The following is a 12789-nucleotide window of genomic DNA, read 5'->3' on the forward strand; positions in this document are numbered from 1 at the left end:
CGGGGTTTCTCCTGACAATTAACGTTGTGTACGTAGATACATATACTTGTCTATACAACTCTGCGCAAGCCAGGATTTAACAGAAATGATACAATTTTGTTATATTGCGTCAGCAATCACGTTTTGCTGACGCCAGGGAAAATTACGAGCTGAAATGGCCCTGCAGACGGTAGCGCGCGCCGGGGAACAGCAGGCGAGCGTGAGAGACAATATGCGTCTTCGACCAGGTGCGACGGCGAATGAGCAGGCAGGGATCGTGCGGCAGAATGCGCAGCAGCGCGCACTCCTCTGACGTCGCCTGCACCGCCTCGACAATATGTTCGCCTTCGGTTAACGGGGCGATCAGCGACAGATAATCATGCGGCGTGGTAGTGGTGTAATCCTGTAACAAGTAATCCGGCACCACCGCAGCATTGACGCAGCGATCTTCGATTTGTACCGGAACCTCGTTTTCGAAATGCACCATCCGTGAGTGGAAGATACGCGTGCCTTCGGCGACGGTGAGCGCCTCCGCCTGAATGAGATCGGCTTCGGTCTCCTCCAGCAGCAGCACTTCACAGCGGTGCTGATGGCGACGAGAGACAATCTCATCGGCAATGCTGCGCACTTCAAACAGCGCCGACTGCCCTTTCGGCTCGGCGACGAAGGTCCCGACCCCCTGCAGCCTGACCAGCAGGCCTTCATCCGTCAGCTCGCGCAGCGCGCGGTTGATGGTCATCCGGCTGAAGCCGAACTGAGCAACCAGTTCAGCCTCCGAGGGAATTCGGTCGTGCGGACGCCACTCGCCGCGGTAGATTTTTTCGCTAATCGCCTGCTTCACCTTTTCATAGAAAGGCGCGGGCGCGGAACGAGGTTGTTGTGCAAACATGGCCTGGCTTTCCTTATGCATAATAAGCGGAGCGGCGAAGCGAAAATAATAGCGCGGATCGCTAGCGCCACCAATGGGCGATTTGCCATGCCAGACGGGCCGCCGCGCGGGCACCCTGTCCGTCGATGTCAAATTGCGGATTAAACTCGACCAAATCCACCGCCTGCAGCTTTCCGCTGCGGCACAACAGCTCAACGATGCGCAGCAGGATTGCCAGCGGCACGCCCAGCGCCGCCGGCGCGGAAACCGCCGGCATTTCGCGCGCCGGCAGCACGTCGAGATCGATGGTCAGATACAGACGATCGTACTGCGCGATATTGCGCTCCAGCTCCGGCAACACGTGAGTGTCGAAGTCCGCCAGCACCGCCAGATCCTCAACGACAGCCACCTGGCGGCGCGCTGCTTCATCCCATAGCGCCTGGGTGTTCGCCGCCCGGCTGACGCCGATGCAGGTATAGTGAAAACCGCGCTGCTGGGCGTCACACTCCAGCGCCAGCTGGCGGAACGGCGTCCCGGAGCTGGCGCATTCGGCAAAGCGTAAATCCAGATGCGCATCGAGATTAATAATGCCCACTTTTTCGCCCGGGAAGGCATCCAGAACCCCAGCGCCATGGCCGAAGGCCGTCTCATGACCGCCGCCCAGGACCAGCGTGCGTTTGCCGGCACGCTGGCAGGCGGCCACCGCCTCGCGCAGCGCCTGATGCGCGGCTTCTAACTGTTCGCCATCGACGCTAATCGTGCCCATATCCACGCAGCGGTCGTGGCCCTGATGGCTGGCCATATTGGCCAGCGCCCGGCGCAGCGCTTCCGGACCATGCCCGGCGCCGGTACGCCCTTTGTTACGCCGGACGCCTTCGTCACAGGCGAAGCCGAGCAGCGCGATATCACCGGGCATCTCCTGCGGCGCGAAGCGTTCCGCGCGGGCGATAGTCTGGAACAGGCGCAGCGCATTCGGCGCTTCCGCGCTATCATCGCGTCCCTGCCAGAGACTGGCGGGCGTAGCTTGCCACAGCATCATTGCAGTTCTCCTCGTACCACGCGTCCCCAGAGCGGCGCGCGCCCCGGCTCATACACCATCTCGACCGGATGCTCGGCATCCCAGATGGCAAAGTTAGCCACAAAGCCCGCCGCCAGCTGACCGTGGCTGTCCTGCCGCCCCAGCGCCCGCGCGGCATGGCGCGTTACCCCGGCCCAGGCCTCTTCCGGCGTTAAACCAAACTTGACGCAGGCCATGTTCATCGCCAGATGCAGGCTGGCGAAGGGGCTGGTGCCGGGGTTGAAATCGGTCGCCACCGCCATCGGCACCTGGTATTTGCGCAGCAGTTCCACCGGCGGTTTGCGGGTTTCATTAAGGAAGTAGAACGCGCCGGGGAGCAGAGCTGCCACGGTGCCGCTTTCGCGCATCGCCGCCACGCCCTCTTCCGTCAGATACTCGATATGGTCGGCGGACAGTCCGTGATAGCGGCTCACCAGCTGCGCACCGCCCAGCGACGAGAGCTGCTCAACGTGGCCTTTTACCGGAATGCCCAGCGCCTGCGCCGCCTGAAAGACGCGCTCGGTTTGCTGCGGGCTGAAGCCAACGTTTTCACAGAAGACGTCAACGCTTTCAAACAGTCCCTCCTGCCACAGCGTCGGCAGTATGGTCTCGCAGACCAGCGAGATATAGCCATCGGCGTCGCCATGATATTCCGGCGGCGTGGCGTGAGCGGAGAGCAACGTCGCCGACAGTTCCACGCCATTGTCGTCGGCCAGCTGGCGGGCGACCCGCAGCATTTTGCGTTCGTTTTGCAGATCGAGACCGTAGCCTGATTTAATCTCCAGGGTGGTCACCCCTTCACGCAGCAGGCGCGCCAGACGCGGCTGCGCCAGCGCCAGTAGTTCAGCTTCGCTGCTGTCGCGCGTGGCGCGCACGGTGGCATTAATCCCCCCGCCGCTGGCGCTGATGGTCTGATAGGAGACGCCGTTCAGCCGCTGCTCCCACTCCTGCGCCCGGCTGCCGCCAAAGATCAGGTGGGTATGGCAGTCGATTAAACCCGGCGTAACCAGCCGGCCTTCGAGATCGATACTGCGCCCGCCGGGAGCGTCAGCGTCGGCGACAATTGCCTCAATGCGGCCATTGCGCACCAGCAGCGCATGGCGCTCCAGCAGACCGTAGGGTTGAGAGTAATCAGGGTTCAGGGTGGCGAGACGCGCGTTTCGCCAGATAACGCGTTCAGAGGTGGCTTGAGTCATAGCGCTTAACTTGTCATGGGTTGTATAGACATTTATTTTCATAACGCCGATAAAGTCAACAATAGCGCGGGGAAATGTTATTTTTTTGTGACTAAAGACCATCCAGCAGGACTGCACGTTGCGTAAAGACGGTAAGTTTTTCCGCCCATGTCTTCCCGTTTCGTTCAAGTTAGTATAAAACAGCAGGTTTTAAAGGACTTATACCCTGGCGTCTCAGCCGGGGTATTTCACTACGCTTAATTTTGCCCGGAGCAACATGAACACATATTCCGTTTCCCGTCTGGCGCTGGCGCTGGCCTTCGGCGTGACGCTGTCCGCCTGTAGCTCGACGCCTGCCGATCAACAGCCCTCTACGCAGACTGCACCGGGCACCACCGCGCGTCCCATTCTGAACGCCGATGAAGCGAAAAACTTTACCCCGGCGGCCTATTTCCAGTCGCTGACTCCCAATGCCGCGGCCTGGACGCCATCTGCCATCAGCCTGCCGGCGCAGCCTGACTTTATCGTTGGCCCGGCGGGAACCCAGGGCGTGACCCATACCACCGTCCAGGCGGCGGTCGATGCGGCGATTGCCCGTCATTCAAATCGCCGTCTGTTTATTGCCATCATGCCTGGCGAGTACCCGGGAACGGTTTACGTACCGGCGGCGCCTGGCGCCCTGACCCTGTATGGTACCGGCGATAAACCGATTGACGTGAAAATCAGCGAAGCCATTGATTCTGAAATGGATCGCAACACCTGGCGCCGTCTGGTCAATCCGGGCGGTAAATATATGCCGGGCAAACCGGCATGGTATATGTTCGATAGCTGCCAGAGCAAATCCACCGCCACCGTCGGCGTGATGTGCTCTGCGGTCTTCTGGTCGCAGAATAACGGCCTGCAGCTGCAGAACCTGACCATCGCCAACAACCTTGGCGACAGCGTCGACGCCGGTACTCACCAGGCCGTCGCCCTGCGCACCGATGGCGATCAGGTGCAGATCAACAAGGTCAATATTCTTGGCCGTCAGAACACCTTCTTTGTGACCAACAGCGGCGTGCAGAACCGTCTGCAGGATAACCGCCAGACCCGCACCCTGGTGACCAACAGCTACATTGAAGGCGATGTGGATATCGTGTCCGGTCGCGGCGCGGTGGTATTTGATAACACCGATTTCCGCGTGGTGAACTCGCGTACCCAGAAAGAAGCCTATGTTTTCGCGCCGGCTACCCTGAAGAGCGTGACCTACGGCTTCCTGGCGACCAACAGCCGCTTTACCGCGTCCGGCGATAACGTCGCGCAGCTGGGCCGCGCGCTGGACGTTGACGGCAACAGCAATGGCCAGGTCGTGATCCGCGACAGCGTCATCAATGAAGGCTTTAACATCGCCCAGCCGTGGGCGGCAGCGGTCGGTTCAAACCGTGCCTTTAGCGGTAACGTTGGCGCAGTAGATGCCAAAGGCAATCTGCAGCGCAACCTCAACGACAATAGCGTCAATCGCATGTGGGAATATAACAACCGCGGCGTGGGAAGCACTGTGGTCGCCGAGCCGAAACAGTAACGCGCAACAAGCGTGAACCATAATAAAAGAGAGGGCGATGCCCTCTCTCAGACTGCTGACAACGTGCAATCTTCAGGGATTGCCCGGCGGCGCTGCGCTTGCGCGGGCCTACTGCTAACTGCATAACAGTTTGATATTGAAGTCTTTCGTAGGCCGGGTAAGGCGAATGCCGCCACCCGGCAGAAATGCGAGCACAATGACGAAACAGGTTTGTCGTCAGCCAGAGAGGGGGCGATGCCCCCTCTTCTCTTTTGCGTACTGCACGTCACGCCGTCAGGCGGTTCGCCATTTGCGGGTCAGCGGTTTTTCCAGTTCAACGATCAGGAACATCGCGAAGCCGATGATGAAGGTGATCACCCAGTAGCGGAACGGCAGCCCGGTGGTACCGAACAGCATCTGCATAAACGGCGCATAGATAATCAGCAGCTGCAGCACCAGCAGCACGCCGCTGACAATCCAGATCCCTTTGTTAGCCAGCAGACTTTTCGTCAACGAGAAACCATCCGACACGCGGCAGTTCAGCATATAGAACCATTGGGCGGTGACCAGGGTCTGCAACAGCACGGTACGGATAAACTCCGGCGAATAGCCGCGCGGCTGCAGCCAGGCTTCGAGAATAAATGCGCTGACCGCAATCATCGACCCCACAAACGCCACGCGCCAGATGGCAAAGCCGTCCATGACGTGAATTTTCGGATCACGCGGCGGCCGCCGCATAATATTTTTCTCACCGGCTTCAAACGCCAGACCAAACGACAGCGTGGCGGAAGTGGCCATGTTCATCCACAGGATCAGCACCGGCGTCAGCGGCAGTACGTTGCCCGCCAGCAGCGCGATCACGATCAGTAACCCCTGCGCAAGGTTGGTCGGCATGACGAAGAGAATGGTTTTCTTCAGGTTGTCATACACCCGACGCCCCTCGCGGACCGCGCTGGCGATGGTGGCGAAGTTATCATCGGTCAGCACCATATCGGCGGCTTCCTTGGTCACCTCGGTCCCCTTGATCCCCATCGCCACGCCGACGTCAGCCTGCTTCAGCGCCGGAGCATCGTTCACCCCGTCGCCGGTCATCCCGACAATCTCTTTCTTGCTCTGCAGGGCCTGCACCAGGCGGAACTTATCTTCCGGGCTGGTTCGGGCAAAGATATCATACTGCTGCGCGGCCACGCTCAGCTGCGCGTCGTCCATCACCTCCAGTTCGCGCCCGGTAATGGCATTCCCCGCATTGCCAATCCCCAGCATCTTGCCGATACTCATCGCCGTTTGCGGGTGGTCGCCGGTGATCATCTTCACGCGGATCCCGGCCTGCAGGCAGTCGGCAATCGCCGTGATGGCCTCCGGACGCGGCGGATCCATCATCCCGGCAACCCCTAACAAAATCACCCCCTGCTGCAGATCCTGATGGGTTAGTTCCGTCTGGCCTGCGGAAGCCGGCTTCCAGGCCGCGGCCACCATCCGTAGCCCTTCCCGGGCGTACTCTTCAATTTTGCCTTCCCAGTACGGTAGATCCAGCGGCTGCAATCCGCTGTCGCTCTGTTGATATTGACACAAGCGGAACAGGACATCCGGCGCGCCAGTGACCAGCACCACCTCCTCTTCACCCAGCCGGTAGAGGGTCGACATGTATTTATATTGCGAATCAAAAGGAATTTTACTGCGCAGCTCGCTGGTCAGCGGCGGCAGAGTAACCTTCGCCGCCAGTACCTTCAGCGCCCCCTCGGTCGGGCCACCGGTGATTTTCCACAACCCGCTCTCATCTTTAATAAGCTGACTGTCGTTACACAGATCGATGGTACGCAGATAGCGTTCGAACAGCGTGCCAGGCGCGACCGCGACCGGCGTCGGGTCATCAATGGCGTGGATCTTACCGACCGGCTCATAGCTATCCCCTTCCACCCGATAGACGCTGTCCGCGGTGATCACCGCCTTCACCGTCATTTCGTTCATGGTGAGGGTCCCGGTTTTATCCGAACAGATAACCGTCATCGCGCCGAGGGTTTCCACCGTCGGCAGCTTGCGGATAATCGCTTTCTGGCGCGCCATCGCCTGCACACCGAGCGACAGAATAATCGAGATAATCGCCGGCAAGCCTTCCGGGACTGACGCCACCGCGAGACTAATCAGCGACAGCATCAGTTCGGAGACCGGCATATCGCGGAACAGCAGGCTAAAGACGAACAGCGCCGCCATCATCACCAGAATGAGGATAAAGATGGCTTTGCCCAGCTTGTCCATTTGCACCAGCAGCGGCGTACGGTGTTTTTCAATGCCCGCCATCATCTGGTTGATGTGACCCAGCTCGGTATCGCCGCCGGTTGCCACCACGATCCCTTTGCCCGCCCCTGAGCTGACGGTGGTACCGGAAAACAACAGGTTGCTGCGATCGCCGAGCGGTAAATCGCCGCTCAGCGGCTCGGTGGTTTTTTCCACCACCGTTGACTCCCCGGTGAGGATGGCCTCTTCCACCCGCAGGTTGTGCGCCTCAATCACCCGTAAATCAGCGGGGATACGGTCGCCGGCGCGGATCACCACGATATCGCCGGGTACCAGCGAGGTGGTGGGGATGGTTTCATGGTTACCCTGGCGGATCACTACCGCTTCGCTGGACAGCATATTGCGGATACTCTGCAGCGATTTCTCCGCATTACTTTCCTGGATGAAGCCAATCAGCGCATTGACGACCGCCACCGCGAGGATCACCGCCATGTCGATCCAATGGCCCATCACCGCCTTCAGCAGCGCCGCCGCCAGCAGCACGTAGATTAGTACATCGTTAAAATGCACGATAAAACGCAGCCAGGCTGGCTTACCCGGCTTCTGCGGCAGGGCGTTTTCGCCATACTGCTGCAGGCGTGTGGCCGCTTCTGTCCCGCTAATGCCCTCCGGCGTACTTTGCACGCTGGCGAGCGTCTCTTCGACGGAACGCTGATAGAAGGGCGCCCCCGGTTTATCTGTATTCATACTCTCTCCCTCGATTTCTGAAGCGGAAGTCAGGACGACATCCCGCCGTCATCAGCGCACAACGAAAACCGGTACATGGGCGTAGCGCACGATGTTTGCCGCTTCAGAGCCCAGAAGATGGGTCTGGATCCCTGGATTGCGCGAACCGACAATCACCACGTCCGCTTTCAGCTCATCGGCCAGGTCAATCACTTGATCGCGAATATTGCCACTGCGCACATAAAGATGGCTGGTCTCTTCCGCCAGGGCATTTTTCTTTACCAGATCGCTGAGTTTTTCCTTAGCGGCAGAAATCAAATGCTCTTCCATCTTTCGCGCATCAGAGATAAATCCACGTGTTAATACCGGTGAAAATGCCGGAATAACATGCACAAGATGAATTTGCCCGGCAGAGTGCTGGGCGAGGAATTTCGCATGAGAGAGGGCTTTGTCGGCCAGGCCTGCATCAAACACGTCAACGGGAACAACGATATTTTTATACATGAGATAATCCTTTTATTACCAATACAATGCGTAGTGATGAATAGCCCCATACTTGGGGAGGAAGCAAATCTCAACAACAGAAGCGGCAAGCGGAATAGATGTTATTAAACGTAGCACAGGAAAATTAACATTAGAAAATGACGGATTAATAGACTGAAAAATATTATAAAAACCACATATTCCCTGCAGATCTCCTGCGTTTTCCCCAACAGTGCCGCTGCCGCTTGCGGTATGCTCTTTTTTAACACTTCACCTTTTCTCCGACTATGCTGATTACAAGCAGGAGTGCCGCTCCGAATGTCCGGTGGTCACCGTGGGGGGCCGAATTAAATGACATTCGCGGTTCGGGTGGGAGTAAAGGGAGAAAATCATGTTTGGTTATAGCCTGTTACGTCTGGGATTATTTGTCGCGCTGGCCATTGTCGCCTGCACGCTGGTGGGACTATTCACCTATCTGGTTGTCGCCGCCCTCGCCGAATAAGCGTGCGCCGCGTAATAAAAATGTAAAATAAATCCTGAATCTGAGGGGAATACTGTGAACCGTTATTTTTCTCTCATCCCGGTTGTTATTTTATTTACAACCGCTTGCGATCAGAAATCGCCGTCCGTCGAGTCCGCCCCGCGCATGGTCAAGGTGGCGCAGGTGACCGCCGTGGGCAATACCCAGCAGCGAACGTTTCCGGCACGTATCGAGTCTGGCGACTCCACCGAGCTGTCGTTTAAGCGGGGGGGCCAGGTGGAATCGCTGGATATTCGCCAGGGGGCGACCATCGCCCAGGGGCAAACGCTGGCGCGCCTGAATGCCCGCGAGGCCCAACAGCGGGTCAATGAGCGACAGACGGCGGCTACCCTCGCCCAGCGTCAGTTTGATCGCTTCCAGACCCTGGCGGGACGTCAGGCGATTTCCCAAGCGGAGATGGACGTGCAGCGCGCCAATCGCGATGCCGCCAACGCGGCCTTAAAAATCGCCCGTGAAGAGCTGGCGCAAATGAGCCTCACCGCGCCCTTCGGCGGGATTGCCGCCGGCGTGCATATCCGCAACCATCAGGTGGTCGCCGCCGGCCAGCCGGTGATCACCCTGACGCGTACCGACCTGCTGGATGTGGTCTTCAGCATTCCCGAAAATCTGTTCACCTCCCTGGATATCCGCAATACCGCCTACCGCCCCGTCGTCAGGATCAATACCCTGCCGGGCCGCGAATTTACGGCGGAATACAAAGAGCATACCGGCAGCAGCGACAACAGCACCCTTACCTGGCAGATCATTTTAACCATGCCGCGGCCGGATGATTTTCCCACCGTCGGCGGGGTCAGCGGCACCGTGACGGTCAATCTCGGCAATTTACCGGCCAGCGCTGGAAGGGAAACGCTCATGGTGCCGGTAGAGGCGGTGTTTAACCCGGATAACCGGCCGAAGAATGAACCGGTCGTCTGGGTGGTGAAAGGCGACAACGCGCATCGGTTTCTTGAGGAGCGCAAGGTCACGGTCGGCGAGGTGACCTCGCAGGGAGTGGCCATCACCGACGGTCTCCGCGCGGGTGAAGAGGTGGTCGCGGCGGGCGTGAGCGAGCTGCATGCCGGGCAGCCGGTGCGGATCTGGACGCGTGAACGAGGATTATAAATGGACATTTCCCGTCAGTTTATTAATAACCCGACCCGCGTCTGGTTAGCCATTCTGCTGCTGGGGGTGGGTGGTCTGTTCGCCCTGCTCAATATCGGCCGTCTGGAAGATCCTGCCTTCACCATCAAAACGGCGGTGATCGTGACCCACTACCCGGGCGCGTCCGCTCAACAGGTGGAGGAGGAGGTGACCCTGCCGCTGGAAAACGCGATTCAGCAGCTTCCCTCACTGGATAACGTCAGCTCCATCTCCTCAAATGGCTTATCGCAAATTACGGTGAATATCGCTTCGCAGTACCATTCCAGCGAGCTGCCGCAAATCTGGGATGAGCTACGTCGCCGCGTCGGTGACGCCAGCCGACTTTTCCCCCCTGGCGTAGTGACCCCCTTCGTCAACGATGACTTTGGCGATGTGTTTGGCTTTTTCTTCGCTATCTCGGGCGACAGTTTTACCAACCCCGAGCTGGTGCGCTATGCCGAACAGCTGCGTCGGGAGCTGGTGCTGGTTCCTGGCGTCGGTAAAGTCGCTATCGGCGGCATCATTCCGCAACAGATCAATGTTGATATCTCGCTGGCGAAAATGGCGGCGCGCGGGATCACGCTCAACCAGCTCGCCGCTATCCTGACCCGGCTCAACGTGGTGTCCAGCGCCGGAGAGATCCGCGTTGGCAGCGAATCGATCCGCCTACACCCCACCGGGGAGTTTCAGAGCATCGATGAACTGGGGGATCTGCTGGTCAGCCCTCACGGCGCCAGCGCCACCACTCGACTGCGGGATATTGCCACGCTGTCGCGCGGGCTGACTGACTCGCCGTCCAGTATTTATCATGCCAACGGCCGCCAGGCGGTGACCATGGGGGTCTCTTTTATTCCTGGCGTCAACGTCATTGACGTCGGGCACGCCCTTGAAGCCCGCCTCCAGCAGATGGCCGCCGACAAACCGGCGGGTATCGACATCGCCATTTTTTACGATCAGGCGGCTGAGGTCGCCCACTCGGTCAATGGCTTTATTACCAACTTCCTGATGGCCCTGGCGATCGTGGTCGGCGTGCTGCTGGTGTTCATGGGAGTACGCAGCGGGATCATTATCGCCCTGTCGCTGGCGCTCAACGTCCTCGGCACCCTGCTTATCATGTTTGTCTGGGGGATCGAGTTACAGCGGATTTCCCTCGGGGCGCTGATCATCGCCCTGAGTATGCTGGTGGATAATGCCATTGTCATTGTCGAAGGGGTGCTGATCGCCCGCCAGCAAGGATCGCCGCTGCTGGGCGCCATTAACTATGTGATCCGCCGCTCCGCCCTGCCGCTGCTCGGCGCCACGGTCATCGCCATCCTCGCCTTCGCGCCGATTGGCCTCTCGCAGGACTCCACCGGAGAGTATTGCAAATCCCTGTTCCAGGTGCTGCTGATCTCCCTGATGCTCAGCTGGTTCTCCGCCCTGACCATCACTCCGGTGCTCATTAAGTGGTGGTTGTTTAAACACGCCCCGCCGGCCGCCGCGCCGGAGGAAAAAGCCGATCCCTACCGCGGCCGCTTTTACCGTGGCTATCAGCAGACGCTGCGAATACTGCTGCAGCAAAAGACCCTGACTCTGGTGCTGATGGGCGCCCTGCTGGCCGCGGCGATCTGGGGCTTCACCTTCGTGCGGCAGAATTTCTTTCCGTCATCGAATACGCCCATTTTCTTTGTCGACCTGTGGCTGCCCTACGGTACCGATATTAACGCCACCGAGCAGATGACCCGCGATATTGAGCGGTCGATCGCCGGCCAGCCCGGGGTGATCACCACCGTCGCCACCATTGGCCAGGGCAGTATGCGTTTTATTCTTACCTACAGCGGTCAGCGGCAGTACAGCAACTACGCGCAGATTATGGTGCGGATGGACGACCAGCGCGGCATCGCCCCCGTCACCCGCCACGTCGAAACCTGGATCGCCAGAAACTACCCGCAGGTAAACGCCAGCACCAAACGCATTATGTTCGGCCCCTCCGGCGATAGCGCGATTGAAGTGCGCATTAAGGGCCCTGACCCGGATACGCTGCGCGCGCTGGCCAGTCAGGTGAGCGATATTCTCGCTGAGGATCCGGCGACCGACAGCGTGCGTAACGACTGGCAGAACCGCAGCAAGGTGATCCGCCCGCAGTACTCCCTAGCGCTGGGGCGAGAGCTGGGGGTGGATAAACAGGACATAGATAACGCGCTGGAGATGAATTTCTCCGGCAGTCGCGCCGGGTTATATCGCGAGGGCGCCGATCTGCTGCCGGTGATCGTCCGGCCGCCGGCAGCGGAGCGACAGGATGCCAACCATCTGCATAACGTGCTGGTCTGGAGCCAGAGCCGCCAGCAGTATATCCCGTTGAGTAACGTCATCCATGGCTTCTCCCTGGAGTGGGAAGATCCCTTGATTCTCCGCCGGGATCGCACCCGGGTGCTGACGGTCCAGACGGATCCCAGCCCGCAAAGCGGCCAAACCTCGGGTGATATTCTCGCCCGGGTGAAACCGCGCATTGACGCATTGACGCTGCCGCATGGCTATCGCATCGAATGGGGCGGCGATGCCGAGAACTCCAGTGAAGCACAGCAAGGGCTGTTCACGACCCTGCCGCTTGGCTATCTGGTGATGTTTATCATTACGGTGCTGATGTTCAGTTCGCTGAGAAACGCTGTCGCCATCTGGCTGACCGTCCCGCTGGCGCTGATCGGCGTCACGCCCGGCTTTTTGCTGACCGGCATCCCCTTCGGCTTTATGGCCTTAATCGGCCTTCTCAGCCTCAGCGGCATGCTGATCCGCAACGGCATTGTGCTGGTGGAAGAGATAGAGCAACAAAAACAGGAGAAAGATCAACGACAAGCGATCATTGATGCGGCAACATCTCGTCTGCGGCCGATCCTGCTGACCGCCTTCACCACCGTGCTTGGCCTTGCCCCGCTGCTGCGCGATGTTTTTTTCCAAAGTATGGCAGTGGTGATTATGTTCGGTCTGGCCTTCGCCACCGTGCTAACGTTGCTGGTTCTGCCGGTGATTTACGCCTGCTTTCACCATAAGGATATGACGCCTCAACGATGAACAGTACCGGCCTGAGCA

Annotated in this window: 8 protein-coding genes; 3 read left to right on the forward strand and 5 right to left on the reverse strand. The window is 59.1% G+C overall.

Features of this window, described 5'->3' with window-relative positions; genetic code table 11:
* Positions 1-142: 142 nt before the first annotated feature.
* The 3 genes from AC6CWS_RS12330 to hutI form a co-directional block, all read right to left on the reverse strand.
* The gene (locus tag AC6CWS_RS12330) at positions 143-868 is read right to left on the reverse strand and encodes a histidine utilization repressor (protein ID WP_008805728.1); all 726 of its coding nucleotides are present in this window, start codon (positions 866-868) and stop codon (positions 143-145) included.
* A gap of 61 nt (positions 869-929) precedes the next feature.
* A complete protein-coding gene (gene hutG / locus AC6CWS_RS12335; protein WP_032753895.1) occupies positions 930-1886 on the reverse strand; it encodes a formimidoylglutamase in 957 nt (318 codons plus the stop codon).
* Positions 1883-3202, reverse strand: a complete 1320-nt coding sequence (hutI, locus tag AC6CWS_RS12340; protein ID WP_074442614.1) for an imidazolonepropionase — start codon at positions 3200-3202, stop codon at positions 1883-1885. The genes hutG and hutI overlap by 4 nt, the downstream gene beginning before the upstream one ends.
* 154 nt (positions 3203-3356) lie before the next feature.
* Between hutI and AC6CWS_RS12345 the strand changes: the two genes are divergently transcribed.
* Positions 3357-4640 carry a putative acyl-CoA thioester hydrolase gene (locus tag AC6CWS_RS12345; RefSeq protein ID WP_065882462.1) on the forward strand — a complete coding sequence of 428 codons (1284 nt, stop codon included), beginning with the start codon at positions 3357-3359 and terminating at the stop codon, positions 4638-4640.
* Between the two features lie 273 nt (positions 4641-4913).
* On the opposite strand, the gene AC6CWS_RS12350 is transcribed toward AC6CWS_RS12345, so the two are convergent.
* Together AC6CWS_RS12350 and AC6CWS_RS12355 are read right to left on the reverse strand one after the other, a co-directional pair.
* Entirely contained in the window at positions 4914-7601 is a 2688-nt protein-coding gene (locus tag AC6CWS_RS12350; RefSeq protein ID WP_008805724.1) for a cation-transporting P-type ATPase, read from the reverse strand.
* 51 nt (positions 7602-7652) lie between these two features.
* On the reverse strand, positions 7653-8084 hold the full coding sequence (locus AC6CWS_RS12355) for a universal stress protein (protein WP_064323723.1): 432 nt from the start codon (positions 8082-8084) through the stop codon (positions 7653-7655).
* Between the two features lie 535 nt (positions 8085-8619).
* Here AC6CWS_RS12355 and AC6CWS_RS12360 point away from each other — a divergent pair.
* Both AC6CWS_RS12360 and AC6CWS_RS12365 read left to right on the forward strand, forming a co-directional pair.
* Positions 8620-9705, forward strand: coding sequence for an efflux RND transporter periplasmic adaptor subunit (locus AC6CWS_RS12360; RefSeq protein WP_023288901.1), 1086 nt, complete (start codon positions 8620-8622; stop codon positions 9703-9705).
* Positions 9706-12771: an efflux RND transporter permease subunit gene (locus AC6CWS_RS12365; RefSeq protein WP_065882464.1), complete on the forward strand. Its 3066-nt coding sequence runs from the start codon at positions 9706-9708 to the stop codon at positions 12769-12771.
* The last annotated feature ends 18 nt before the right edge of the window (positions 12772-12789 follow it).

This window comes from Klebsiella sp. M041, assembly GCF_059759695.1.

What these genes read in the sequence shown, in the direction of transcription:
- AC6CWS_RS12345 (WP_065882462.1), top strand. Translation starts at nt 3,357, where the DNA reads ATGAACACATATTCCGTTTCCCGTCTGGCGCTGGCGCTGGCCTTCGGC.
- hutI (WP_074442614.1), bottom strand. Translation starts at nt 3,202, where the DNA reads ATGGTCTTTAGTCACAAAAAAATAACATTTCCCCGCGCTATTGTTGAC.
- AC6CWS_RS12330 (WP_008805728.1), bottom strand. Translation starts at nt 868, where the DNA reads ATGTTTGCACAACAACCTCGTTCCGCGCCCGCGCCTTTCTATGAAAAG.
- AC6CWS_RS12350 (WP_008805724.1), bottom strand. Translation starts at nt 7,601, where the DNA reads ATGAATACAGATAAACCGGGGGCGCCCTTCTATCAGCGTTCCGTCGAA.
- AC6CWS_RS12355 (WP_064323723.1), bottom strand. Translation starts at nt 8,084, where the DNA reads ATGTATAAAAATATCGTTGTTCCCGTTGACGTGTTTGATGCAGGCCTG.
- AC6CWS_RS12365 (WP_065882464.1), top strand. Translation starts at nt 9,706, where the DNA reads ATGGACATTTCCCGTCAGTTTATTAATAACCCGACCCGCGTCTGGTTA.
- hutG (WP_032753895.1), bottom strand. Translation starts at nt 1,886, where the DNA reads ATGATGCTGTGGCAAGCTACGCCCGCCAGTCTCTGGCAGGGACGCGAT.